At 66.6% G+C, this 24,734-nt stretch carries 24 protein-coding genes; 6 read left to right on the top strand and 18 right to left on the bottom strand.

Annotation, left to right across the window (positions count from 1 at the left end; genetic code table 11):
• Nucleotides 1-435: 435 nt before the first annotated feature.
• Nucleotides 436-963 (top strand): GNAT family N-acetyltransferase, encoded by a 528-nt coding sequence (locus ACYVAP_RS10245; protein WP_264449619.1) that lies wholly within the window; start codon nucleotides 436-438, stop codon nucleotides 961-963.
• Between the two features lie 74 nt (nucleotides 964-1,037).
• Here the strand turns inward: ACYVAP_RS10245 and ACYVAP_RS10240 are convergent, their stop codons facing one another.
• Nucleotides 1,038-2,030 carry an ArsR/SmtB family transcription factor gene (locus ACYVAP_RS10240; RefSeq protein WP_498860562.1) on the bottom strand — a complete coding sequence of 331 codons (993 nt, stop codon included), beginning with the start codon at nucleotides 2,028-2,030 and terminating at the stop codon, nucleotides 1,038-1,040.
• Between the two features lie 66 nt (nucleotides 2,031-2,096).
• Here ACYVAP_RS10240 and ACYVAP_RS10235 point away from each other — a divergent pair, with 66 nt between their 5' ends.
• Nucleotides 2,097-3,377, top strand: coding sequence for an MFS transporter (locus tag ACYVAP_RS10235; RefSeq protein WP_498860561.1), 1,281 nt, complete (start codon nucleotides 2,097-2,099; stop codon nucleotides 3,375-3,377).
• Between the two features lie 507 nt (nucleotides 3,378-3,884).
• On the opposite strand, the gene ACYVAP_RS10230 is transcribed toward ACYVAP_RS10235, so the two are convergent.
• The 5 genes from ACYVAP_RS10230 to ACYVAP_RS10210 form a co-directional block, all read right to left on the bottom strand.
• Nucleotides 3,885-4,214: a metal-sensitive transcriptional regulator gene (locus ACYVAP_RS10230; RefSeq protein WP_264449616.1), complete on the bottom strand. Its 330-nt coding sequence runs from the start codon at nucleotides 4,212-4,214 to the stop codon at nucleotides 3,885-3,887.
• Between the two features lie 25 nt (nucleotides 4,215-4,239).
• On the bottom strand, nucleotides 4,240-6,426 hold the full coding sequence (locus ACYVAP_RS10225) for a heavy metal translocating P-type ATPase (RefSeq protein ID WP_498860560.1): 2,187 nt from the start codon (nucleotides 6,424-6,426) through the stop codon (nucleotides 4,240-4,242).
• Nucleotides 6,427-6,444: 18 nt separating this feature from the next.
• On the bottom strand, nucleotides 6,445-7,638 hold the full coding sequence (locus tag ACYVAP_RS10220) for an NAD(P)/FAD-dependent oxidoreductase (RefSeq protein ID WP_498860559.1): 1,194 nt from the start codon (nucleotides 7,636-7,638) through the stop codon (nucleotides 6,445-6,447).
• A gap of 301 nt (nucleotides 7,639-7,939) precedes the next feature.
• Complete coding sequence (locus ACYVAP_RS10215) at nucleotides 7,940-9,502, bottom strand: multicopper oxidase family protein (protein ID WP_498860558.1); 1,563 nt, start codon at nucleotides 9,500-9,502, stop codon at nucleotides 7,940-7,942.
• Nucleotides 9,486-9,722, bottom strand: a complete 237-nt coding sequence (locus ACYVAP_RS10210; protein WP_264449613.1) for an SHOCT domain-containing protein — start codon at nucleotides 9,720-9,722, stop codon at nucleotides 9,486-9,488. Before ACYVAP_RS10210 ends, ACYVAP_RS10215 begins: the two co-directional genes overlap by 17 nt.
• A gap of 194 nt (nucleotides 9,723-9,916) precedes the next feature.
• On the opposite strand from ACYVAP_RS10210, the gene ACYVAP_RS10205 reads away from it, so the two are divergent.
• Entirely contained in the window at nucleotides 9,917-10,600 is a 684-nt protein-coding gene (locus tag ACYVAP_RS10205) for an MtrA family response regulator transcription factor (RefSeq protein ID WP_498860557.1), read from the top strand.
• Between the two features lie 67 nt (nucleotides 10,601-10,667).
• Nucleotides 10,668-11,744: a sensor histidine kinase gene (locus ACYVAP_RS10200; RefSeq protein ID WP_498860556.1), complete on the top strand. Its 1,077-nt coding sequence runs from the start codon at nucleotides 10,668-10,670 to the stop codon at nucleotides 11,742-11,744.
• 19 nt (nucleotides 11,745-11,763) lie between these two features.
• Here the strand turns inward: ACYVAP_RS10200 and ACYVAP_RS10195 are convergent, their stop codons facing one another.
• The 4 genes from ACYVAP_RS10195 to ACYVAP_RS10180 all read right to left on the bottom strand — a co-directional run bounded on the left by ACYVAP_RS10195 (nucleotide 11,764) and on the right by ACYVAP_RS10180 (nucleotide 14,427).
• Nucleotides 11,764-12,531 carry a cytochrome c biogenesis CcdA family protein gene (locus ACYVAP_RS10195; protein WP_264449610.1) on the bottom strand — a complete coding sequence of 256 codons (768 nt, stop codon included), beginning with the start codon at nucleotides 12,529-12,531 and terminating at the stop codon, nucleotides 11,764-11,766.
• Nucleotides 12,531-13,193, bottom strand: a complete 663-nt coding sequence (locus tag ACYVAP_RS10190; RefSeq protein WP_264449609.1) for a TlpA family protein disulfide reductase — start codon at nucleotides 13,191-13,193, stop codon at nucleotides 12,531-12,533. Before ACYVAP_RS10190 ends, ACYVAP_RS10195 begins: the two co-directional genes overlap by 1 nt.
• Nucleotides 13,190-13,726, bottom strand: a complete 537-nt coding sequence (locus tag ACYVAP_RS10185) for a CueP family metal-binding protein (protein ID WP_498860555.1) — start codon at nucleotides 13,724-13,726, stop codon at nucleotides 13,190-13,192. Before ACYVAP_RS10185 ends, ACYVAP_RS10190 begins: the two co-directional genes overlap by 4 nt.
• A 116-nt stretch (nucleotides 13,727-13,842) precedes the next feature.
• Nucleotides 13,843-14,427 carry a YdhK family protein gene (locus ACYVAP_RS10180; RefSeq protein WP_264449607.1) on the bottom strand — a complete coding sequence of 195 codons (585 nt, stop codon included), beginning with the start codon at nucleotides 14,425-14,427 and terminating at the stop codon, nucleotides 13,843-13,845.
• 222 nt (nucleotides 14,428-14,649) lie between these two features.
• Here ACYVAP_RS10180 and ACYVAP_RS10175 point away from each other — a divergent pair, with 222 nt between their 5' ends.
• Entirely contained in the window at nucleotides 14,650-15,060 is a 411-nt protein-coding gene (locus tag ACYVAP_RS10175; RefSeq protein ID WP_498860554.1) for a four-helix bundle copper-binding protein, read from the top strand.
• 76 nt (nucleotides 15,061-15,136) lie between these two features.
• On the opposite strand, the gene ACYVAP_RS10170 is transcribed toward ACYVAP_RS10175, so the two are convergent.
• Nucleotides 15,137-15,970, bottom strand: a complete 834-nt coding sequence (locus ACYVAP_RS10170) for a C40 family peptidase (protein WP_264449605.1) — start codon at nucleotides 15,968-15,970, stop codon at nucleotides 15,137-15,139.
• A gap of 393 nt (nucleotides 15,971-16,363) precedes the next feature.
• Here ACYVAP_RS10170 and ACYVAP_RS10165 point away from each other — a divergent pair.
• Nucleotides 16,364-17,529, top strand: a protein-coding gene (locus ACYVAP_RS10165; protein WP_498860553.1) for an IS3 family transposase whose coding sequence is annotated in 2 segments (ribosomal slippage) — nucleotides 16,364-16,648 and nucleotides 16,651-17,529 — 1,164 coding nt in all. Because the reading frame shifts where the segments join, the coding sequence is not laid out codon by codon here.
• A gap of 15 nt (nucleotides 17,530-17,544) precedes the next feature.
• On the opposite strand, the gene ACYVAP_RS10160 is transcribed toward ACYVAP_RS10165, so the two are convergent.
• The 7 genes from ACYVAP_RS10160 to ACYVAP_RS10130 all read right to left on the bottom strand — a co-directional run bounded on the left by ACYVAP_RS10160 (nucleotide 17,545) and on the right by ACYVAP_RS10130 (nucleotide 24,695).
• Nucleotides 17,545-17,742: an NIPSNAP family protein gene (locus tag ACYVAP_RS10160; RefSeq protein WP_264449640.1), complete on the bottom strand. Its 198-nt coding sequence runs from the start codon at nucleotides 17,740-17,742 to the stop codon at nucleotides 17,545-17,547.
• 151 nt (nucleotides 17,743-17,893) lie between these two features.
• Entirely contained in the window at nucleotides 17,894-18,706 is an 813-nt protein-coding gene (locus ACYVAP_RS10155; RefSeq protein WP_498860552.1) for a DUF6414 family protein, read from the bottom strand.
• A gap of 116 nt (nucleotides 18,707-18,822) precedes the next feature.
• Nucleotides 18,823-19,188 (bottom strand): hypothetical protein, encoded by a 366-nt coding sequence (locus ACYVAP_RS10150; RefSeq protein ID WP_264449602.1) that lies wholly within the window; start codon nucleotides 19,186-19,188, stop codon nucleotides 18,823-18,825.
• 9 nt (nucleotides 19,189-19,197) lie between these two features.
• Nucleotides 19,198-20,880: a TniQ family protein gene (locus ACYVAP_RS10145; protein WP_498860551.1), complete on the bottom strand. Its 1,683-nt coding sequence runs from the start codon at nucleotides 20,878-20,880 to the stop codon at nucleotides 19,198-19,200.
• Nucleotides 20,881-20,914: 34 nt separating this feature from the next.
• On the bottom strand, nucleotides 20,915-21,901 hold the full coding sequence (locus ACYVAP_RS10140; protein WP_498860550.1) for an AAA family ATPase: 987 nt from the start codon (nucleotides 21,899-21,901) through the stop codon (nucleotides 20,915-20,917).
• Nucleotides 21,902-21,984: 83 nt separating this feature from the next.
• The gene (locus ACYVAP_RS10135) at nucleotides 21,985-23,961 is read right to left on the bottom strand and encodes a TnsB C-terminal domain-containing protein (protein ID WP_498860549.1); all 1,977 of its coding nucleotides are present in this window, start codon (nucleotides 23,959-23,961) and stop codon (nucleotides 21,985-21,987) included.
• A complete protein-coding gene (locus ACYVAP_RS10130) occupies nucleotides 23,958-24,695 on the bottom strand; it encodes a TnsA-like heteromeric transposase endonuclease subunit (RefSeq protein WP_498860548.1) in 738 nt (245 codons plus the stop codon). The genes ACYVAP_RS10135 and ACYVAP_RS10130 overlap by 4 nt, the downstream gene beginning before the upstream one ends.
• Nucleotides 24,696-24,734: the final 39 nt, after the last annotated feature.

The raw sequence follows: 24,734 nt of genomic DNA, 5'->3' as shown, positions 1-24,734 counted from the left end.
GCGCCCCGTGCCGTTCGCGGTCGTACGGAATGTCTCGCCGGCGGGTGTCCGAGGGCTGGGGCGCGCCGGGGCCGCGTCGGCGGCGACGAGCCGCGAGACCCGAGAACGTGCACGAGGTGTAGGTTCTCGCGCGATCTGTCAGGACGGCAGAGCGCTGACCTGCGATGTGACAGTCGGGGCAAGTGCGCAGATTCTCGCTAAGTTGTCAGATTCCTCAGGCGCGCTGGGGGATGAGACGGTCTCAGACGCCTCGGCGACGGTATGTGTAGTCGAAGAAGAGGCCCCGAGCCCTCATCCGGCGGATCAAATCCAGCCGTGGGCTTTAGCGTGTTTCGCGGCGGCCTGGCGACGCGCACGAGGGGACCCTCGGAGCTACCAGAACCCGTCGGATTTTCTTTCGGCTCCCCAGGCGGCCGCATCAGAGAGACTGACCTGATGGGCAACCACGCTGATCTAGCGATCACTCTCAGAGCCGGAACACCACCTGATATCGAGCAGTGCGTCTCGCTCTGGGTCGAGGCCTGCGCTGCGCGTGACGGTCGCCTCATCGGTGGTATCGCGGATCGCGCCCGGCCGAAGTTCGATAGGAGCATCGGCTGGATCGTTGCGCTTCGCGGCGAACAGGTTGAAGGATTCGTCCTTTCAACCGCCCCCGGAAGCGGCATGCCGATCGATCCCCCCGACGCTGCGGTGGTCGGTCTACTCGCGGTCAATCCGAAAAGGCAAGCTCGCGGACTGGGGCGCACGCTACTGCAAGCGATCGCTAGGCAACTCGCCGAGGCTGGTTACGGGCAGGCGGTGCTCCACGCCCTTCTCGACAATCAGCCCGCACTCAAGCTCTATCGGAATGAAGGTTGGATAGCCGTGGGCGACGAGTATGAGCACTCGCTACTGAAGAGACCATTGCAAACCTTTTCGCGATCCCTACTGGCGGACGGGCTCGAAGGAGCCAGCGGAGGGTGAGACCGGGCCCCTCGCTTCTCCAACCACAAAGACGGAGCTGCTGCGCCGACTACTACGGGATCGCTCGGCGTCTCTCACCCCTGCTCGCCGACGAGCGCCTCTCCGAGCTCGGTGCGCCGGTAATGGACCTCGCGTCCGGTGCGAGCACGGTGCACGAGCCCGGCGCCCTCGAGCACGGCAAGGTGCCCGCCGACAGTGCCGAGCGCATACCCGAGATCGGCGTGCAGTTGGGAGGGCGTGGCCTGAAGGTCCAGCGCCAGCAGCACTGCGGCTCGCCCGGTGCCGAGCAGTCTCCCGAGCGCCCTCCCGGTGCGCGGGGAGACGGCGGCGCGTGAGCCCCGCGCCCCATACACGAGCGCGACGCCGACGGGCCCGTCGCAAGTCCACCTGCCCCTGACCTGCGTGGTCGGGACAAAACAGAGGTGGGAGGAGACGGTGAGGCTGCGATCCACGCGGCGGGAGACGAGCAGTGCATCGGGATCCTCCCAGGCGACGTCGCGGGCGATGCCGTCCACTGCACCTGCCCAACCGGTCGTGCCGATCAATGCCGTGCGGAACGCAATTTCGCGGCGCAGGATCCGTTGCCGGCGCGGCCAGTCCGCCGCGATGAGCTGCTCCCACGCTGAACCGAGCAGATCCGCGATCCGATCGGGGAGGCTCGGGGCGGCGAGCCATGCCGTCTGTTGCGGCGTCCACGCTGCGGCGACCGAGTCCTCGAGGGTACTCACGGCGGCCTGCGGGTCCCACGCGGCGATCTGGGCGAGCTCGTCGATGAGTCGCACTTCCCCGGTCGCGGGCGGAGCAAGTCCGACGAGGTCCGGAAACCACTTGGTGTGCGCGATGAGGTCGGTGAAGGCGTAGTGCAGCGGGTCTTCAAAGCGCCAGCGGTGGAGGGCGGCGTGGTCGAGCCCTTCGGTCCTCGAGGGCGCGGGGGACTGCTGCGGAAGGACGCGGCGCGGCTCTTCGAGCGCTGTCACGCCGCTGGTGAGCGTCCCGATCAGCTCTGCGAGCGGAGAGACGACGAACCGCGTGCGCGCGAGTGCACTGGGGGTGAGAACGAATCGCATGACCTCGTCTTTTCGGTTGACACCGAAAGCCTAGGGGTCAGGAAGCGGGCCGTCCACGATGGTGCGATGCCTCCACCTTCGCCCGCTTCCCCGTTCGTGTCAGCCACCCCGTGGACCCCCGCCTTCACACGCTTCTTTCTCGCTCAATGCCTCTCGTGGCTGGGCAGCTCGATGACGCCGGTGGCGCTGAGCTTTGGGGTGCTGCGTGCGACGGGCTCCACCACGGATCTAGGCCTGGTTCTCGCGGCGAGCACGATCCCGATGGTCGCGCTGCTGCTGGTGGGAGGAGTGGTGGCGGACAGGGTGCCCCGTCGGGCGCTGCTGACCCTCACCCACCTGCTCGCGGGCCTCGCTCAGGCGGGCAGCGCACTGTGGTTCCTGCTGGACGCGCGGACGCTGCCACTGCTACTGGTGGTGGCGGCGCTGGGTGGCCTGGCCTCGGCGTTCACGGCCCCGGCGCTGCGCGGCATCATCACCGACCTGGTGCCGTTTGACGCGATCGGCCGTGCGAACGCCGTGCGTACCACCTCGCGCAACCTCACCCGTATGCTCGGCCCGGCCGCTGCGGGCCTGTTGGTCGCCGCAGCGAACGCCGGCTGGGCCCTCGCGATCGACGCCGCCTGCCTGCTGCTCGCCGCCGCGGTCCTCGCCACCATCCCGAACGCGACCGCCGCGCGCACGCCGGTCGGAGCCTTTCCCCGCCCCGACCGCCTTGCTCTCGGTGCCGCCCTCCGTGTCCTCGTCGAGGATCTATCCGGGGGCTGGCGTGAGTTCGTCAGCCACCGCTGGCTATGGCTTGTGACCTGTGCTTTCACGGGGATGAACGTGTTGATCGGGGGGATCTGGCTGGTGCTCGGTCCGGCCAGTGCAGAGCACACCATCGGTGCTGCTGGCTGGGGATTCCTGCTCGCGGCGCGGGCGGCCGGCCAGGTGGGCGGCGGAGTGCTCGCCTATCGCTTCTCACCGAGTCGACCGATGGTCGCGGTGCTGCTGATGTCCCTGCCGTATGCAGCGCTGTTCGCGGCGCTCGCTGCTAGGAGCGGCCTGCCGCTTCTGCTGGTACTCGCGGTGCTGGCCGGGATCGGTACGGCGGTCGAGAACGTGCTGTGGGAGACGGCCCTGCAACAGCGGGTCGCCCGCGAGGCGCTCTCCCGCGTGGCCTCGATCGACATGCTCCTCAGCTTCGTCTCGGTGCCGGTGGGGCAGCTCGCCGCCCCCATGGCCGCAGCTCTGCTAGGTGTGCCAGTCGTGCTCGCGATCGGTGCCGGCCTGTGCGTGGTGACTCTGCTGGCCCCGCTCGCCTCGGCCGACGTGCGCGGCCTGCGCCGGGCCCCAGCCCTCCCTTGAGGCTCCCCGTCATTTCCACGTCGACTCCACGTCGACGTGTCCTCGTTCCCGGGGACGGTTCACCGCTGCGCGGTGGTCCCGCTAGCGCCCACGTCCCCATCGTTGGCTACTGACAGATTGACGAGACCACTGGCAGGCCACTGGCAGATCGACGAGATTACTGCCAACCTGCCGAGAACCTACACGTCCTGTAGGTTCTCGCACGATCTGTCAGAGGTGCAGAAGCGTGGCCTGCGGTTATAGCGAAAGGGGCACTTGATCCGATTCTCGATAAGTTGTCAGATCCCTCAGGGGAGCATGCATGGAAGGCTGTGTCGTAGGATGCAGGAGCCGACTGAGGCAGCTGTAGAACTCCGTACTGACCTGGAGTTGACCAGCTTCAGATGGAAATGTCACGAGGATTGCGGCCCTCGTGAAGTTGAGAGATGCTTCAAGGTAACTCACGAGGTCCCGCAGTCTCGCTGAATCGAAGCTATGCAGCTGAGCCTGTTGGAGGCGGCGAGCAGGTCACGACTTGACGAGGCGTCGTACCGCGTCGGAGGCCTCCTTGAGCTTGGCCTCGGCCTCGTCTCCGCCCCCGCGGGCGGCATCGAGGACGCAGTGGCTGAGGTGGTCGTCGAGCAGGCCCAGCGCGACGTTCTCGAGCGCGCTGTTCAGAGCGGAGATCTGGGTGAGGATGTCGATGCAGTAGACCTCCTCGTCGACCATCCGGGAGATTCCGCGGGCTTGGCCCTCGATGCGCTTGAGACGGTTGAGATAGCGGGGCTTGTCTTGGATGTATCCGTGAGGCCCGCCGTGGCAGGCCTGGTCTTCGGCGATCTTGGGGATAGTGGTCATCTGTGTTTCCGTTCGGTGAGGGAGGTCAGCGGCGGGCTCGTACGGCGGCGACTGTCGCCTCCGGATGCAGGTCGAGGCGGCGCAGGAGCTGGGCGTTCAGGGCGACGACGATGGTGGATAGGGACATGAGGATCGCGCCGACGGACATCGGCAGGACGACGCCGATGGGGGCGAGGATCCCGGCTGCGAGCGGGACGGACAGCAGGTTGTAGCCCGCGGCCCACCAGAGGTTCTGCTTCATCTTCCGGTAGGCGGCGCGGGAGAGTTCGATGACCGAGAGTACTGAGCGCGGATCGGAGCTGGCGAGCACGACCCCGGCGGAGGCGATCGCGACGTCGGTGCCGGCGCCGATGGCGATGCCGACATCTGCCTGGGCGAGGGCCGGGGCGTCGTTGACGCCGTCGCCGACCATTGCAACCTTCTTGCCCTCCTTCTGGAGCTGCGCGACCTTCGAGGACTTGTCCTCGGGGCGCACTCCAGCGAAGACGCGGTCGATACCGAGCTCGCGGCCGACGCTGTTCGCCACTGCCTCGGCGTCGCCGGTGATCATGACGACCTCGACGCCCAGGCTGTGCAGCGCATCGATGGCGTCGCGAGATTCGGGGCGTACCTCGTCGTGGAGCTTGAGGCCACCGATCACCTCACCGTCGCGGAGGACGTGGAGAATGATCGCGCCCTCCTCGCGCCAGGCCTCGGCATCATCGACTTCGCTCGCTCCGGTCTCCTCGAGCAGGCTGGGACCGCCCACGCGGATCTCGTGCCCATCGACCTGGGCACTCACGCCAAGCGCAGGTGTCGAACTGATGTCGGAGCCCGCAGGGATCTGAACTCCTTCGTCCTGGGCCTTGGCGGTGATGGCGCGGGCGAGCGGGTGCTCGCTCTCCGCCTCGGCAGCGGCGGCCAGGGCCAGCACCTCGGTCTCCTCCGCACCGCGGGTGATGATCTCGGCGAGCACGGGCTCGCCCTTGGTGAGGGTGCCGGTCTTGTCGAACAGGACGGCGTCGACGGTGCGCATCGCCTCCAGCGCCAGACGGTCCTTCACCAGGACGCCACCGCGGGCAGCGCGCTCCGTCGCGATCGAAACGACCAGCGGGATCGCGAGCCCCAATGCGTGAGGGCAGGCGATGACCAGGACAGTCACCGTGCGAACAACGGCGTCATCGGGCATGCCGAGCAGAGACCAGGTGATCGCGGTGATCACGGCGGCGCCGAGCGCGAACCAGAACAGCCACGCCGCAGCGGTATCGGCGATGCGCTGTGCCCGGGAGGAGGAGTTCTGTGCTTCGGTCACTAGGCGCTGGATGCCGGCGAGGGCGGTCTCGTCGCCGGTGGCGGTAACCTCGATGCGGAGGCTGGAGTCGGTGGCCACGGTGCCTGCCACGACGGAGTCTCCGGTGGAGCGCGTCACGGGCCGGGACTCGCCGGTGACCATGGACTCGTCCACGTCGGCGCGGCCGTCGAGGATCGTGCCGTCGGCCGGGACGCTCGCGCCCGGGCGCACCAGGATCAGATCCCCGTGCCGCAGCTCGGTGGGCGAGACGCTCACGAGTTCGTCGCCTTCGATGCGCTCTGCCGTGTCCGGCAGCAGTGCTGCCAGGGAGTCGAGTGCGGATGTCGTCTGGGCGAGGGATCGCATCTCGACCCAGTGGCCCAGCAGCATGATCACGATCAGCAGGGCGAGCTCCCACCAGAACTCCAGCTGGTGGTCGAGGAGGCCGAGGGTGGCTCCCCAGGAGGCGATGAATGCGACCGTGATCGCGAGCCCGATCAGCAGCATCATCCCGGGCTGACGAGAGCGGATCTCCGAGACCGCCCCGGTGAGGAACGGGCGGCCGCCCCAAATGTACATGACGGTGCCGAGGACCGGGGCGATCCACATCGCACCGGGAAAGTCGGGAACGCTGTACCCGAGCAGCATCGCGAACATCGGAGAGAACACGACCACAGGGACCGCAATGATCAGGTTGATCCAGAACAGGCGCTGGAACTGTGCGACGTGGTCCCCGTGACCGGCGTGGCCCCCGTGCCCGGAGTGATCCTCGTGGCCCGAGTGGTCCTCATGGTCGCCGTGAGATGCGTGATCGCGATGCGCGTCGGGAGCGTCGTGTTCGGCAACGCCGGTGTGCGCGCTATGGGCTGTGGGGGAGGGGTGGGGGCGTTGCATGCCGGATTCTTCGGGGTCGTGTCGGTGGGTGTGGTTGCCAGCATTCATGACCCCGACCCTATACCCCTAGGGGGTATAAGTCGAGGGGTGAAACTCTGCCGTGAGCGTCTTCGGAGTCGGAGTATGGAGGTGCGGTACGAGCCCCATCACATCGGGAGCGGCGTCCAAGCCGCTGACTCCGACGAGCACGCCCGCATGCTCATGCGTAAGTACCAGAGGGTCGGTGGAGGCGGTGCGTGGAATACCGAGCGGGCTGGTGTGTCCGGCGGCGAAGTAGTGGTGCTGGTGGATCTGTGCGCTGTAGAGAGTGCGAGGATGATAGGGACCGGGATCGTCCCCGAGCCCGACGGCTGACAGGAGGCTACGTGCGGCGTGAGTGCCCTGGGCCGCGGCGTCTCCCCAATGATCGATGCGCCAGGTCCTACCGTCGAGCTCATGGACCGCCACGCCTCCTGCGGCGTAGACGTTCTCGTGGTCACCGCTGCGTAACCGGGAATCGACGAGGATCGGCCCGTTCCACGGGGCAGGGGCATCTGGGCGCGTGCCGAGAGCGGTGATGGCCAGGTCCGCGGAAACGTCATGGCCGTCGGCGAAAACTGCGTGCAGGCCGCTCCCGAGGAGATCAAGGACGGTCAACGGGTGACCGAAGCGCGTGTCGACGGAGCCCTGGTGTGCCTGAGCGAATTGCTCGGCGATCCGCACGCCGAAGGCCGTGATCCCTGGGATAGGCGAGGAGGCGGCGAGCGTGATCCTGCATCCCGCGTCGCGGAGGATCCCGGCGGTCTCGGCTCCGATAAACCCTGCCCCGTAGATGAGGACCTGGGGAGAGTGCGTGCGCTCGAGGATTGCGCGGACCCGGAGCGCATCGTCCAGGGAGTGCAGATGCGTCACCCGTCCGCTATTCAGGGCTGCGGGGCTGGCGATGCTCGGAGGAAGGGGGCGCGGCGCGCTTCCCGTGGCAACGATGAGCGCGTCATAGTCCAGACGGGCTCCGGAGCGCAGGTGGACAGTCTGCTCGAGAGGATTGACGGCGCGCACGCCATCGCGGATCGAGGGGGCGGACGGATCCGGCAGATGTGCCTGGTGGACGTCGACAAGGCCGGTGATGACCGCTTTGTTGATCAGCGTGCGGTTGTACGGGCTGACCTCCGCATTGATGATCGCGGTCGCGGTGATCTCTTCGTGCTGGGCGAGTTCCCGGATGGCGGCCGATCCCGCTGTTCCTGCACCGATGACGAGAATGCGTGTCGAGCCGGGCATGGTCGAACTCCAATCTGGATGAGAAAGGGGGCGCACTGTCAGGCAGTGCACCCCTCTCCCGTTGAGTAGTGATGCTCAGGCGGCGACGTACTTCTGCGGATCGGCATCGAACAGGGGCCCGCATCCGGCGCAGCACAGCCGGTAACGGGTGCCGTCGTAGTCGCAGAACCCTGCTCCCAGCCTTCACCGTTTCCGAAATGCGCTGAGGGCCGTGCGAGTGCAGTAGTCGGCTCTCGCTCCTGCCGGGTCATAGTTCCCTGGCTTTCTCCTCCTCCGCCGTCGGGGACCGGACCGTACGGCGTCAGGACGCGTAGTCGATACCGGTCATCATGCCGACTTCCTGGTGGTAGGCGTTGTGGCAGTGCGCTGCCCACCGGCCCGGGTTGTCCGCATCGAAGTCGAGGGCGAACGATTCCATGGGGGCCATCATCACGGTGTCCTTGCGAAGACCGGACGGCAGGGCGAAGGTGTGGCCGTGGATGTGAAGGGGGTGGCTCATCATCGTCTGGTTGGTCGCGATGATCCGCACTCGCTGTCCCTCGCGGATGCTGAGAGGAATGTTCTGCCCGTAGGGCGCTCCGTTGATGGCCCACTGGTACGGTTGCATCGAGCCTTGGAATGCGAGCTCGAGCTCGGTGTCGACGGCGCGGTCCTCGAGTCGCGAGGCCTCGGCCGGTTCCAGGGTGGATCCGATGAGGACCTCCCCGTCGAGCTCTCGGACCTGGACGTCCGGAGCGGACACTTCCCCGGCACCGGTCCTCAGCACGGCAAGTCCCTGACCGCCGCTGGTCTTCCCGACGGGCCGCGCCACCAGGGGGAACATGCCGTCCTTGACGGTGACCACCACGTCGTAGCGCTCGCCCATGCCGAGGTAGAGCGCCTTGGCGGTGACCGGCTCGACGGCGAATCCGTCCGAGTGGGTGATGGTGAGATCGTGGTCTCCGAGGGCGAGGGTGAAGATTGTGTCGGCGGAGGCGTTGATCAGGCGGAGGCGCACGCGCTGGCCGGGCTTCGCCTCGAAGATCTCCGGCGCTTCGGGAACGCGGCCGTTGATGAGGAAGTGGGGGTAGGTCACGTCACCGGCGTCTCCCCAGGGCTCCTCGCCCATCGGCATGCCGCCATGGTCCATACCTCCAGGCCCACCGCCGGCGTCGTCGTCGCCCATGGGCATGTCGTCGTGGTCCATGCCGCCGGAATCTGAGGGCCCGGCGCTGGTCAGCGCGGCCAGGACGTCGTCGGGGGTCTGTCCGGTCCCATCGATCCAGTCGTCGAGGGTCACGATCCATTCCGCGTCGTAGTCTCCGGGTTCGTCGGGATCGTCGATGATCAGTGGGGCGTAGAGCCCGCGGTCGAGCTGCAAGCCGACGTGGGAGTGGAGGAAGTAGGTGCCGGGGTCGGGGGCGACGAACTCGTAGGTGAAGGAGGTGTCCGGCTCGACCGGGTCCTGGGTCATTCCGGGCACCCCGTCGGCTGCGTTGTGCAGTCGGATGCCGTGCCAGTGGATCGTGGAGGTCTCGGGCAGGCGGTTCTCGAGCGTGATGCGCAGCAGATCGCCTGCCGTGGCGCGGATCAGTGGCCCGGGGAGGCTGTCGCCGTATGCCCAGGTTGAGACGGTCTTCCCTCCGAGATCCACCGTCGTCGGAGCCGCGGTGAGGGTCTGGGTGAGGACATTCTGACCGGCTTTCGGCGTCAGGGCAGGAGGCTGCGGGAATGCTCCGGCGTCGGTCGGGGCGGTGCGGTCGCCACAGGCCGCGAGCGTCAGCGCTGCCGCGCTGAGGCCTCCGGTGAACACGGTGCGGCGGGAAATACTCTTCACAGGTGCAGTCCTTCTGGAGGGAGGGGTGGTGTCATGGCCGAAAGGCATCCAGGACTAGTTGTCGCTGTTGTTCGAACTCGTCGGCCGTGATTTCTCCTCGAGCGAGACGCAGCGAGAGTTCTCCGATCGCCTCGTTCTCGTCCCGCGCGCGTCGGGGACGCCCGGGTAGCACGGTGCGCGCCAGCAGCAGTGCCGAAGCCCAGAGGAGAATCAGGAGACCGGCGACCATCACCCACACCAGCCACGACATCGCATCGGTAGGCATCATCGAGGGTCTCCTTGGTGGGTCGAGTTCGTACGCGACGTGGTCCCCACCAGGTTCCCCGGGCCGGGCGAAGTTCTCGTCGAGAGTTCCTCAAGATCTGGTCCAGATAGTTTGCTCAGATCCTCGCAACCGCACGGGGCCCAGGAACGGAGACCAGACTGGAGCCCATGAGGAGTGAAGCGGATCGAGCGGCAGCGATGGTTCTCGTCGTCGAGGACGAAGCCGCGCTGTCGGACGTGGTCCAGGCGTATCTCGTGAAGGCCGGCTACGCGACTGCGAGCGCGCGGAGTGGTCCGGAGGCGGTGGAGGTGGCCCGCGCCTTGTCACCGGACGTGATCATCCTCGATCTCGGCCTGCCTGGGTTCGACGGTCTTGAGGTGATGCGCAGGATCCGCGCCTTCTCCGACTGCTACGTGCTGATCACGACGGCACGGTCCGAGGAGGTGGATCGACTGGTGGGCCTGTCGGTGGGCGCGGATGACTACCTCACCAAGCCGTTCAGCGTGCGTGAGCTCGTCGCCCGGGTCCAGGCCGTACTGCGCAGGCCCCGCGCCGAATCCGGGACGGCGTCTTCGGACACAGTGCGCACGTACGGAGAGCTCGAGATCGACACGGCTGCCCAGGAGGTGCGACTCGCCAGCCGGCCACTCCCGCTGACCCCCACCGAGAGGGGACTCCTGATGACCCTGGCGCACAGTCCTGGCCAGGCCTTCAGCCGCAGACAGCTAATGGAAGCCGTATGGGGCGACAGCTGGATCGGAGATGACCATCTCGTCGATGTGCACATCGCCAACCTCCGCCGAAAGCTCGACGAGACGGCTGAGTCCGCACGGTTCGTCACCACGGTGCGCGGTATCGGATACCGGATGGGGAAGGGATGAGCTTGTGACTGCACCGATCTCATCTGTTCGAACGGTTCGTTCTGGCACCAGCTTGGCCTCGCGCCTGATGATCGGCCAGCTCATCGTGCTGCTCGCCGGCGCACTCACCATCACGGCGCTGACGGTGATCATCGGGCCCGCCGTCTTCCACTACCACCTGCTCCAGACCGACCTCCCCGTGGGCAGTGCCGAACTCGTCCACATCGAACGCGCCTACCGCGACGCACTCGCACTCGCCCTCGGCGTCGGACTGGTGGTCTCCCTCCTGGCCGCGGGACTGGTCACCTGGAACCTGGCACGACGACTCCGCCAGACGCTTCACGGCCTCACCTCGGCTGTCGATGAACTGGCCCGCGGCCACTACTCCACACGCGTGCCCTCCGTCGGAGCCGGGACCGAGCTGGACTCGCTGGCCGCCACGCTCAACGACATGGCAGCACGCCTGGATGCCGTCGAAGAAACCCGACGCCAACTGCTCTCCGACCTCGCCCATGAGCTGCGCACTCCGATCGCCGCCCTCTCGGCGCATCACGAGGCGATGGCCGATGGTGTCATCGAACCCGAGGTGGCCATGCCCATCCTCGCCAGCCAGACCATGCGCCTGTCGCGGTTGGCTGACGACATCAGTGAAGTGTCTCGTGCCGAGGAGGGCCAGCTCCCGGTGGAGCTGCGCCCCCTCGCCGTCGATCACCTGCTGGAGTCGATACTCCGGGAGTGGGAGGAGCGGTTCGAGACGGCCGGGGTGGCATTGCGACGAGAAATGGCCCTGCCCCACTCTGCGACGATTCACGCAGATCCCGACCGCCTCGCTCAAGTGCTCGGGAACCTACTGAGCAATGCTCTGCGGCACACGTCACCCGGAGGCACCGTCACGGTCTCGGCGGCCACCCACGGCAGCACGGTGGAGATCGCGGTAACGGATGACGGCGAGGGGTTCACCAATGAGGACAGCTCACGCCTGTTCGAACGGTTCTTCCGCGCCGACAGCTCCCGCACCCGTGAGAACTCCGGATCGGGTATCGGCCTGACGATCAGTCGAGCCCTCGTCGATGCGCACGGCGGGACCATGGCCGCAGCCAGTGAGGGGCCCGGACAGGGAGCCACCTTCACCATCCGGCTTCCCCGAGCGCCCGCAGGCCGCTGAGCCCGCCGCACTGCACCCCTCAGACGATCGTGGTGAAGTTGCCGATCTGTACCTGCAGCAGTGCCATCCACTGCTCCCACACGCCGGTGACCAGCAGGAGTCCGATGGCGATGAGCACGCAGCCACCGATGATCTGAAGCGTGCGGCGATGCCGGGACAGCGCTTGGGAGATGCCGAGGGCGCGCCGGAACACGAGGGCGAAGAGGATGAACGGAATCCCGAGCCCGATCGCGTAGCCGAAGGCGAGGAGTGCGCCGCGGCTCGCGGAGGCCTCACCGAGGCTGAGTGCGGCGACCGCGGCGAACGTTGGGCCGATGCACGGGGTCCAGGAGAAGCCGAACGTGATCCCGAGCAGGGGTGCGCCGGCGAGTCCGGCATCGGGGCGCTTCCGGATCCGTTTCTCACCGGAGAGACGGGGGAAGATGCCCACGAACACCAGGCCCATGAGGATCACCAGCACCCCGGAGATCCGATTGATCGCGCTCGTGTACTGGACCATCAATGACCCGAGGGCGCCGACGAATCCGCCGATGACCAGGAACACCGCAGTGAATCCGGCCACGAACAGCACCGCGCCGGCGACCAGGCGCCACGGACGCTCCCCAGGATCGCTGGTGCTGCGCGATCCGGCATTGTCTCCGGTGAGTCCGGTGATGTATCCGAGGTAGCCAGGGACCACCGGGAGCACGCACGGGGAAAGGAACGCGACCAGACCGGCCACCATCGACAGGAGCAGGGCTGCGGCCAGGGGTCCGCTCAGCACGGTGGTGGCGAAGAGTTCACCCATCAGGCACCCTCCGCCAGCACCGTCTCCAGGAGACTCTCGAGGGTGCTCTGATCGGCCGCGCCCGTGATGCGAGCGGCTACTCGTCCTTCAGCATCCAGGATCAATGTCGTGGGGACGGCGTTGGGCGAGACGCTGCCGTCCATGGACGCGATCACCGCGCCGTCGGGGTCCGGGATCGAGGGATAGGTGATGCCGAAGGTCTCCTCGAACGCGGCGGCCGGTCCGGCCTTGTCGCGGGTGTTCACGCCCACGAACTCCACTCCCTGGGCGCCATACTCGGAATACACGGACTTCAGCGCTGGCGCTTCGACCCGGCACGGCGGACACGAGGCGTACCAGACGTTGATCACCAACGGTGCACCGCGCAGCGCCGTGGAGTCGAAGTCGTCTCCGTCATAGGTTGTTCCCCGGATCTCCAAAGGCTCGGCGCGACCCTCCGGGGGGATCTCGACGACAACACCATCACCGGAAACGTACCCGGCATTCGCCTCGCTCGCCGCATCCGAGGAACCGCTGCACGCCGCAAGCAGGGGAGCAAGGACGAGCAGACCGCCGCCCAGTCGGAGCGTGGTCCGCCGACTCGGGCTGGGCCGAGCCCCACTCCGCACGACTGGGTCGATGACGGGGCGTCGAAGTGCGGTGCGGATGCTTCGTCGGCTCACGTCAGCTGGAGACTGGTCAGACAGGTCAGATCATCCTCTGCCTGGGTCGAGATGGACGCGACCCCGGTGTCGTCCTCGAGGGTGCACGTGAGCTCCGCGGTGATCCCGCGCGGCAGCCAGAAACCGATGAACCCGTTGTCATGAGAGGTGCGAGTGCCCTCCTCGAGGATCTCGCCCGAGCTGCTGTCGACCACGCTCACGGAGATCTCGCGGCTGCGCAGCTCCCCGCGGCACGTCGTCAGACTGTGGAACACGCACTCGTGCGTGGTCTCCACGAACGGGGCCACCGACAGGTAGAACTGATCCTGCGGAAGGGGCAGCTCGGCCTCGCGCCCCGCATCGTCTCGGAGCTGGAGGGACGTCGCAGTGAGGCTGGCGATCAGGTTCTGTGGTCGCTCGGCCACCGGGAGCGCCTCGAGCTGATCGATGATCTCGTGCGCGTCGGCGTCGGCGAAGCCATGTTCCCGGAGCAGCACCTGATCACCCGTGACGGATGCGGGCTCGGACCCGCCGGTCCCGCAGCCGGCGACCACGAGCGGGAACAGGCCGGCACCGATCAAGAGCGATCGCCGGGGCAGCCGCACGGTACGACGACGGGGCCCACCCCCGGAGGAGGCGAGCGAGCCTCGAAGGGTCGACGGGGTGGTCATCACGCAGGCTCGATCTCGCTCTCGACGACCCACTTGTGGTTCGTCATCATCATCCCGTCGGCCTCGTAGTCGACCATGTACACGGTCTCCTCGGTGGCACTGTCGATGGTGGCTTCAGCGCCCTCCATGCCCGTCATGTGATCGGCGGTGATGACCACTTCGGTGCCCTCCGCCAGCGGTGCGTCGCCCGGGTTCTCGAGCTCCTCGTGGACGACCCACTTGTGGTCGGTGACCGGATCGCCGCCATCGGTCGGGGTGAAGCTGACCGAGTAGGTCGTGGTGTCGAAGGCACCGGAGATCGTCGCCGTCGCCCCCTCCATGCCCTCCATGTGGTCCGCCGTGAGTGTCACTTCCGTGCCGACCGGGAACTCGGGATCCTCCGCGGGCACCATCCCCTCCGGCGCTGGGCCGCCATCCATCGGGTGCTCCATGCCCCCGTGGCCACCACCATCGGAAGCCTCCGACCCCTCTGAGGCACCCGATGTCTGACCGTCGTCAGACCCGTTGTCGGTGCATCCGGCAAACACAATCGCACCGGTGAAGACGACGGCCGCGAGGCGACCGAAGGAACGACGAGAACGCATAATCTCTCCTAGTCAGAGGACACTTTGCACCAGCCTATGAGCCCCAGGTCAAGGTCTCCTCAAGGTCAGATCTGGATTTCTTGAGCACCGCGCTGACCAGTCGGCTCGCACTGCCCCCGAAACGTACGGTCTACTCGCTTCCGTCCTAAGGGGCGCCCTGGCTATCGTCGTCGGGGCGGGCTGGTATCCGCCGGTTCGTTCGGAGCGAGAAGGAGCAGGACCATGACCCATCACGTCGCATCAATGCTTCAGACCTACCCGAAGGACCTCGGCACCATCGACCAGCAGAAGCTCGCCGCATGCATAGAGGCCTGCTTCGAGTGCGCCCAGACCTGCACCGCCTGCGCGGACGCCTGCTTGGCCGAGGACATGGTGGCGGAGCTGACCCAGTGCATCCGCCGGAACCAAGACTGCGCCGACGTCTGCGAGGCAACCGGCCGGGTCCTGTCCCGTCAGACGGGTAGGAACGTCGCCCTCAACCGTGCCCTGCTCGAGGCATGTCAGACGGCGTGCCGGTCCTGCGCCGAGGAGTGCGAGAAGCACGCCGGCATGCACGAGCACTGCAAGGTCTGCGCGGACGCCTGTCGTCGCTGCGAGCAGGCCTGTGCCGAGCTGCTGGCCTCGATCAGCTAACGACGCTGTCTCTGCACGCAGAGGGAGCCCCGACCATTGGTCGAGGCTCCCTCTACGCTGGCGTGGTGAACTGCGGTCAGCGGAAGGTGACGAAGGTCGGCGAACCCCAGATGGTCCGCTCGGTGACGGCGCCCGGGCTGCGGCCTGCGTCGATGACGGTGTCGCCGCCCGCGTAGATCCCGAGGTGGCCGGGCCACACCACGAGGTCGCCGGGCTGGGCCTCGGACTTGGAGATCGTGGTGCCGGCCGCCTCCTGCTGCGACGAGGTGCGGGGCAGGTCGATGCCGGCTTGCGCGTACGCGTAGGAGCTCAGGCCCGAGCAGTCGAAGCTGACGCCCGGATTGGAGGTGCCCCACGAGTAGGAGGCGCCGATTTGGCTGCGCGCGGCGTCGACGATCGCCTGCTGCGAGTTCGTCGCGGAGTTCGAGGGGGCGGGAGCAGAGGTCCCGCCGCCCGAGATCGCAGCGCCGCCGCCGTTCAGTGCGCTGCGGGTTTCCGGCCCCACGACTCCGTCAACCTTCAGGTTATGCGAGCGCTGGAAGTCCTTCACGGCCCCATCGGTGAGCTTGCCGAACTTGCCATCTACCGACAGTGAGGCACCGTGTTCGTTCAGTGCGGTCTGGAGCTGCTCCACGGCAGTGCCCTGCGATCCCCACCGCAGCTTCCCGGCAGGCAGTGCGGACGTCGCATGTGCAGGAGCCGGCGCGGCGGGGGCTGAAGCCTGCGCAGCAGCGGCAGGTGCTGCGGGCGACACGGAGGGGGCGGCCTGCGCGGGGCCTGCGAGCAGTGCGGAGCCGATGACGACCGTGCCGAGCACAGCGGCACCGCCGGTGCCCCGCAGTGTGCGGCCGGCGGTCCCGACAGGCGTGACTGCTCGGCCGATGGCGCGGTGGGTGTTGTTCTGGGCCATGGTTCTACTCCGTAAATTTCCCACTCGAGTCGAGCGGGAGTCGATGACTTCGTCAGTGCCACAGCGACAGCGGAGCGAGCATTGAGGGACGGCTCATGTCGTGGGCGGCGAGATCAACCTACGGTCACGAGCGGCCCAGCAGAACAGTGATGGATAGCTCCGCCCGAGGATTTATCTGAGACTTGACGCCGTCCTCTCGGATACCCCCTAAGGGTAGGCTTATCTTTACCCCGCAGGGGTATGGGCTTGAATGCTGGCCCAGCTGGGACTCAGGTTCTCGGGTGGCTAGGTGAAGCGCACGGAGGCCACCACCGTCACGCCCCGGGGACTGCTGCACGGATAGGTGACATCTGATCTGGCTTGCCTGCTGGGCTGCCTGGAAGGATGTGCACCATGCCCGCTCCCTATCCCCGAGAGTTCCGTGAGGACGTTGTGAGAGTGGCCCGGTCCCGTGAGGACGGCGTCACGCTCGCGCGAATCGCGAAGGACTTCGGTGTCCACGAGATGACGCTCCATAAGTGGATCCGCCAAGCCGACATCGACGACGGCAACCGGTCTGGCAGGTCCCGGGAGGATGCTGCCGAGACGAGAGAGCTCAAGCGCCGGGTGCGCCTGCTCGAGCAGGAGAACGAGGTCCTGCGCCGCGCTGCCGCCTACCTCTCGCAGGCGAACCTGCCGGGAAAAGGTTCTACCCGCTCGTGAGCGAGCTCGCCGCCGACGGGATCCCCGTCTCGGTGTCCTTGCGGGTCCTCAAGCTCTCCCGCCAGCCCTACTACCGCTGGCGGAATCAGGGGGTGACCACCGCGGAGCTCGCCGAGGCATACCGCGCGAACGCCCTATTCAACGCGCATCGCGACGACCCCGAGTTCGGATCGAGGTTTCTCGTTGAGGAGGCTCGCGCCGCTGGCGAGGTGATGTGTGAGCGGACCGCGTGGCGGATCTGCCGGGACAACCTGTGGTGGTCAGTGTTCGGGAAGAAGCGCGGGAAGAACGGAAAACGCCCCGGGCCGTCCGTTCACGATGACCTCGTGAAGCGGGACTTCACCGCTGATGATGTCAACGAACTGTGGCTGACTGGCATCATTGAGCACAGGACCGACGAGGGCAAGCTCTACCTGTGCGCGATCAAGGACGTGTTCTCCGGCCGGATTGTCGGTTACTCGATCAGCGATAGGATGAAGGCGCGTCTCGCGGTGAACGCCCTGGACAACGCGATATCCAGGCGTCGCGACGCGGCCGGTTGCATCGTCCACTCGGACCGCGGATCTCAGTTCCGGTCACGGAAGTTCGTGCACGCTCTGAACCGCCATCACCTCGTCGGATCGATGGTCCAAGTCGGCGCTGCCGGCGATAACGCTGCGATGGAGTCTTTCTTCGCGCTGCTCCAGAAGAACGTCCTGGACCGCAAGCGGTGGCGGACCCGTGAGGAGCTGCGGATCGCGATCATCACCTGGATCGAGCGGACCTACCACCGACGCCGCCGACAGGCCCGCCCGGGCCGATTGACCCCCATCGAATACGAGACCATCATGAACCCCGCCGCGGCCCTCGCGGCCTGACACCACAACTGTCACCTATCGGCGCAGCAGTCCCAATCGCTCGCGGTATGTCTCGTAGGCGGCCAAGCTCTCGAAGCTGAAGAGGGCCTCGGCCTGGTCGCTGGCACCTTCGGCGGGCAGAAAGTAGCCGTGATGAGTGCCGCCGTGCTTGGTGCCGAGACGAATCCACTCTCGAGCGAACTCCTCGAAGGCGTTCAGCTCGGTGGGGTCGATGGTGTAGTAAACGACGCAGGCTCCACCCTAAACATTGCTGCCTAGCCTGCACTTCGATCGTCTCGCGAGCCGAACCCCTCAACTCCATGCGGGGGCCAATCCCCTTCTTGGAGCACTCCCATGCAGTACGGGAGGTCTGATGGAGGCATCCTCAATAGACAGCAACTGCCTTGATCACAATGAGGGGACCCGGGATGTCGAGGTCATCCTCACCAATGGGCTGATTCAGTGCGGCCCCCAGGCTCAATAAGTCCTTGGTTTTGAAGGTGCGACGGATTGAGCGGCTAAACCCAGCGAGGAACACTTTCTCGAGGGAGTATTGCTTGCCTTGAGGGACTATGTCGTGAACGAGTCCGAAAACTGTTCGGTCGCCTTCGAGGTCGTCGATCGTGCTCTTTGCCAGTAAATCATCTGCCGCGAGCAGGACGATGATTTTCCGGCCTTCCGAATCCTCCTCATCTGTTTCCAGTACGACTGTTCCGCTGCTGGTTGATCCTCCGGCCATTATGGACATAGCCTCGGGTGGCATCTCTGGTGAACTCATTGCAGCGGGGTTGCTGACCATTGCGCGGACGAGTCCCTCGAGTGTGCTCCCGATGTCCGTTGCGGTCGAGACGTTCCAATCTCGGTCGAGCTCGATGAGCTGGCGCTTGAAGGCAGCGCCATCTTGCAGGTCGGACAGCTGGCCGGCCTCCGCCAGGTCGTCAAGCAGGCGGTTGAGCGCACTCGTCGGATGGTCCTTGACTGTTCTCGCTTGGGCAACCTCGAATTCTCTGGAGCCACTACCCCCGGCCTCGACCGTGGGGCCGCCGGGGATTCCCATTCTCAGACCCGCGTTAGCGCCCTTCTTGCCGAGGTCGCGCTCAGAGAGTGATACGTCGGTCATTACTTCGATGTTGTGAAAGTTGGCAAGCGGGACCAATGTCTCGAGATCAAGGTAAATTGGGGATCGGAACAGGCTCAATTGGTTGCCTCCAAAGGCGCATCGACGGGGCGGTGATGCTGCTCCGGTCAGTCTATCTAGTTGACTCCCCTCCGGGTCGGAGCTGCGCGCGACGGTTGAGTTGCGATACTGGGGTGTCAGAGCGAGATCCGGTCGTCGTCGAGACCCTCGAGGTGCCAGCGCTCCAGAGTGCGCGCGACTTCGCGGTGCTGGAAGGTATGGGCGGTCGCCGTGGCCAAGGGGTCGTCGCCTCTGAGCGTTGATCGTTCGCGGCGTGCGGCTGGTCGCAGGAGGTCAATCACGCCGTGAATGTCGCGGAGCCAGTGCTCTGCGTTGATCTCGTCGTAGGGGTAGCCATGCTCCGCGACGCATTCGATCACCCAGTCCCGGCGCGGCGGGATCCCGAGGTCGGCCGACAGGAATGCGATTCTTCGCAGGACCTCCCAGTGCCCCTGCTGCGGGAGAGAGCGCATTTCAGAGCTCTTCGAGGAGTGGGAATCCACGCTTGGTAGTCATGGAGGTCGCCACTCCAGCGGCCCGAAGTCGGGATGCCCGGCCAGACGGTGTAGTTCTTCGCCTGCGCGTTCGACCAACTCAGCGACCTGGGCATCATGAGTCCTCGAAGCGTACCGGGCCTCGAGGGGCGCATCGGTGCCGTAGTCGGGGTGGTAGCGGGCGTCGCCTCCGGTGTAGGTCTGCCAGAGGAGCCCCGCCAGGCGATCTCGGTCGACCATGATCCTGGGCGCTGCGTCGGTTTTCATGCTCCGTACGGCCTGTGCGATGAGTGACGGCTCGGCGGCCCAGCGGCGTGCGGAGTAGTCGATCCGTGGCGGGAAGTCGGCGAGATTGGTCGCGAGGCCCTCGAGTGCCCGCAGGAGCGCGCGCCAGCTGCCGTCGCGTCGCATCCGGGTGACCAGTGCGCTGGGGGTGGTGGCGAATGCCGCTGGTAGTCCAAGATCGAGGGCGATCAAGGACCAGGAGCGAGTGCTGCCGAGCTTGGCGAGCAGCATCGCGGCCGCGGCTCGGGCTGGGATGTCGTCGTCGTCGATCCAGGGCGTGAGGGTCCCTGGCCAGAGAACTTGCGGAATCGCCTCCAGCGGTACCTGCCCAGGCCATGACCGGATCTCTTCAGGCCGGCATCGGGGGATCGGTTCGGGGTAGCGGGGCAGGGACGTGGCAAGACGGAAGGTCAGTTGCGCGGTTGGCGACAGAACGTCCTCCAAGGACCGCAAGCGGATGGCTGCCAGGAGGGGATTGTGCGGCCGGCGCCGGGCTCTCGCGTCGGTCACGATCGGCGTGTGCCGGCCGTTGGGATCGAGCAGTTCGTGACGGTCCGCGATGTCTGCTGCGGCGTGGGCCGTCGGCTGGTCGAGGACCTCGAAGGCCAGCCGCGCCGACGACAACAGGCGCTCGCGCCCAGTGGCGTCAGGCGTGTGGACCTCCGTGAGGTCCGAGTTCTCGTCGATCAGTTCGAGGATCGCATCCAGATGATCGCGGGCAGTTACGCCGAACCCCGCTACGTCCACCGGTTCCAGAGGATGTGCAGCGGCAGCCTCAGCGGAAGTGTGCAGCCTGTCCAACGCGTCAGCCTCCAGGGCACCCAGTGGGGAGGCAGGCGCCTGACCAAGGTCGTAGCCGCAGCGGTTCCGGCGTCGTCGCGACGGTGGCTGCTGGCCGGCCAGTTGCGGACAGATCCAGGGCGGAGTCGCTGCGGTCATCCAGATCGATCTGCTGAACGGCACGGCGCCGCACTCAGGACATCGCACGAGCAGCGGTGCTTCGTGGATAGGGCAGGCAGCGGGCGTGCGCCGACGCCATGACCGGAGCCAAGCTCCTCCGCTCTCGGCCAGGCACTGCGAACAGAACCTGATGGTCGCCGCCGGTAGACGGCCTATCCGATAGTCCACCGCATACCGCTCGAGCTCAACCTCGAGTGCCTCATTGCGCGACCGCGCTTCACTGTTGGAATAGGGCTGGGTACCGAGAGCTGCTGCGAGGGCGTCGGCATGCTGGCGGAGGTAGGTCTCCAGCCGTGGGACGGAGGCGTTGATCTGGGGCAGGCCGAGCGCCGCCAGCGTGGCGGCGGGTGTCATGCCGTAGCGGTTGGCCACCCGCCACAGCCACGAGACTGGAAGCTCGTCCGACAATGGGGAGACCGTGATCGGCCATCGGCTGATGTCGTAGCCGCCGGCCACGCCCCGCAGGGGTGGTGCCGCGGGCCGGAGCCGATCAGGCCGGGAGGTCGGCGAGGCGTTGGGCTGCATTATCTGTCAGTGCCGCAGCGACCACCGCGGGGGTGATGGCCTCGATGCCGGTGGTGATCGCGAGGTAGGCGGCGCGGTCGATCAGGTTCATCAATGAGGCGATCCGGCCCTGTGTGCGCCGATGCAGTTCCCGCGCCTGGCTGGTCAGCATGCCGGGCTCTGCGTCGGCGAGGATCAGGTGCCGCTCCAGCGTCACCAGAAGATCCGTCCACGCGCGGGCGCTGTGACCGTCGTCGAAACTGAATGGTGCGACTGGGCACCGCGTGGTGCGCCGACTTGTTTGCGCATACGCTGCGTCCTCCCCCAGAAGTCCCTCGTCGAAGAACTTCTTTGCTTCCAGGTTCACGCCCACGAACAGGAACGTTGCTGGCAGCACGTTGGCGAGACCCTTGAGGTGGTTGGAGACATCTAGGCCGTTCCGATGCCGGAAGTCCACGAAGTGCAGATCGTCGATGACGATCAGCTTCGTTTCGCAGGTGGTCACACAGTCCATGGCCAACGAGGTCAACTGGGTGCGGGTCGACCTGGATGCCGCGGGATGACCGTAGAACTTCAGCAGCTGTTGGTTCAGGCCCTTCAGCGTCACCCCCGCGTTCAGGGGCACGAACGCCACGGGCAGTCGCTGGCTGCCGTCCGAAGTCTCGGGGGAGTGGCGACGGTACTCGCGTCGGTGGACTTCCCGCGCGAACCGCGTTGCGATCGTGGTCTTGCCCAGGCCCGGCTCGGCATCGATCACGGCCGCTCCCCGCAGCTTGTCGCCATCGCGCCGGTTCGAGGCCATCACCTGCTCCAGCACTTCGAACGCCCGCGCCAGCTGCTGCGTCTTGATCGTCGCCGGGTTCGCGTTCCACACGCACCGCGCCTCGTTGTAGTCCGCCAACGCCTCCGCGTGCAGTGCGCGCATCTCTGCACGGTTGAGCACCTCGAACCGCGGCCGGGTGCCGGCGTTCACGAATGCATCCCAGCCCTCCTTGCGTGAGAGCTGGTAGGGCACTGTGTCGTACTGGTGCAGCCACTGCGCCCATGGATTCCTGCTCATTCGTCGAACACCTCCAATCCGTCTGCCTCCGGGTGCTGTGCGTAGTACTGCTCGAACACGTCGAGATCGTCTGCGACCTGTGCTTGGGTACGGCGGCGTTCGAGATGGGCAGCCAGGTCGATCACCGCCGGCACTTCTCCGGCAGCCGGCGCGGCGTGGTCCTCGGCGGGCCGGGAAGCGAGACGGCGGGCGAGGTTCTTCTCCCGGCGGCTCGTGATCGCGCCCTTGCTGTACCGCTCCAGCAGGTCATCGAGCGCGGCGCCGGCATCGACGTGACGGTCGGCCTGCCGGCTGAGCATTCGGGTGAAGGCGGCCGCTTCGGCGCTCAGCGGGGCGTCCAGGCCGGGGGCGTGTTCCCACTCCAGGTCGTGCCAGGTCCGGGTGTCGGGGTCCTGGAAGTAGACCGTGCGCACGTCGTCGCGGTCGATCATGATCGGCCACTTGCCAGGATGCGCACCTCCGTACGGTGACTGGGTGCCGCGGTGAAGGTTCAGTCCGGGTCCGTCGTAGCGGCGTCCGTCGATCTCGACGCCGTAGTGCTGGATCGAGCGCCAGGCGACGTCCAGGAACTCCATCCGTAGGTCATCGCTGGCCGGGAGCCGCAGCACCCCGGCGGTGGCCATGCCGCGGGCGAACATCTCCGCGGGCGACAGCTCCACACTCGGTAGCAGCGAATCGCACAAGCCCTGGTGCGGGGTGTGGTGGTAGATCCCCACCCATTCGCGGAGGATCGCCTCGAGCTCGGGCACGTAGTAGAACGCCTGGTCTTCGATGCTCTTGCCGCGGGAATAGATGTCCGGGCCCTTGTAGGCGGGCAGGTGCTCGAGCAGCTGCTGGCGCAGGGTGCGGAAGAACCGCTCGATCGTGGGCTTGTCCGTCGGCTTGTGAGGGATTGCGGGCTGGATGTTGATCCCCAGCCGCTGGCACACTGCTCGAGTGCGCTGAGAGAGATAGACCTTGCCGTGATCGACCACGATCGTGTCCGGCAACGCGCCCGTCTGCTGCGTCAGGAGAGTCTCTGGTACTCCGACGTACGGCGCCGGGACATCCTCGGTGCTCGGCGGGCCCCAGGTCTGCGGGGTGACCACCTGGAACATGACCGCCGCGACGTCCTGCGCCGTGGTCGAGATCGGACGCAGGACCAGCCCGAGAATGCACCGCGAGTACAGGTCCATGGCCACCGTCAGCTCGGTATTGATCCACCGGCCCGTGACCGGCTCCATCGCGAACACGTCCAGCGGGGTGGTGTCGAGGACGACGTACTGGCCCGGCCGATCCGCGCGCAGTCGACCCAGCGCACCCTGGGGGCGCTCGGCCACCGAGCGCCGCTGCTTCGCCGCCCCGAAGGTGTACCGACCCTTGTCCAACTCACCAAGGCGGCGGTAGGCCACAGCCCGAGAAGGAGGAGTTCCCTGTGGGTTTCGACCGATGTAGAGCGCGTTCGTCTTGTTCAGCACGGACTTCATCGACGGATTGGACTGGTCTCGGTAGCTGTCGAGTGCCTCTCGGCATGCCGAGTCCCACTCCGGGTCCACCGCCGGTCGGTGCGGTTTGAGGAGTCGGGCGTCGACGAGTCCGATGATTCCCAGTTCTGCGTAGCGCAGGCCGCGGCGGTAGGCCGTGCGCACCGAGATGCCGAGTGCGTCGGCTGCGGCTTCGTACCTGTCGTTGACGGAATACTCGGAGGTCGCGAGGACGAGCTCGTCGAAAACCTTCGCCGACCGGTAGATGTCGTCGCGCTGCGTGGTGCTCAGGGAAGCGAGCACGACGGCGTCAAGCTCGGCGCGAGCGTCTTGAACGGTGGGAAGATCTAGTGATTCGGCGACGCCGACCAGCGAGGGTGCGTGGACCTTCTTGAACTGGTCTCCAGCGCGAAGCAGAGCATTCGGTCCATCGAGCTCGACCACGGTCCAGGCCGCGCCCTCGTACCAGAGCCGTGCCCCTACCGATGTATCCAGGCTCTCGGCGCTCACACCTTCGCCTCCGATGTCGCCTGGAGGATCGTCTCGCTTCCCAAAGGGCGGCGGAGGTCGATCGAGACCTCGCCGGACCAAACGAGCGCGAAAATGGCGACCCGCCATGCCGATTCATCGCAGGTCAACGGTTTCCGGGCAAAAGCCTTGCCCAGCGTGATCCCCGCTTCGCCCAACCTTGCCCGCGCCTCGGCAAGGTCCTCCTCGGACAGCCGGTCGCGACGGCGGCCGAGCGCGAAGAGCTTCAGATTGCGAAGCACGATGGGGTCGCCGCCGGTGAAGACCTCGTAGGACCAGCCTTTGTTGCGGCACAGTGCTTGCATCCACTCGAACTGAGCACGAACCCGAGGCTTCGCAAGGAACGCAGCGGGCTTGACGTCGACCACCGTGACCGAACGGTCCGAGTGGACCAGTAGCAGGTCAGGCACGTGCGCACGGAGGCCACCACTGTCGCGCCCCGCGACCTGGAACGGCTGCGTACAGATCCCCACAGTGCCGAGATCGAAGTCCGCCAGCCATAGTCGATCCAGCTCGAGCAGGCTCTCGTAGACCAGAGTCCGATCATTGGTCGCAGCCCAGAACAGTCCTGGATAGCTCCGCTGACCCCGGTAGGTGGGCGGCACCCGTACGGGAAGTCCCTCGATGATCAGATCGGCACGTGCCTGCTCCCACGTCGTCGCGACCTCGTCGCCGGCGACGGTGCAGTACCGCACGGTGGTCCCCTTCGCGCCCACGTCCCCATCGTCGCCTACTGACAGATCGATGAAACCACT

The sequence above is a fragment of the Brachybacterium horti genome (genome assembly GCF_054777615.1).
This window is presented reverse-complemented; position numbering and strand designations above follow the sequence as displayed.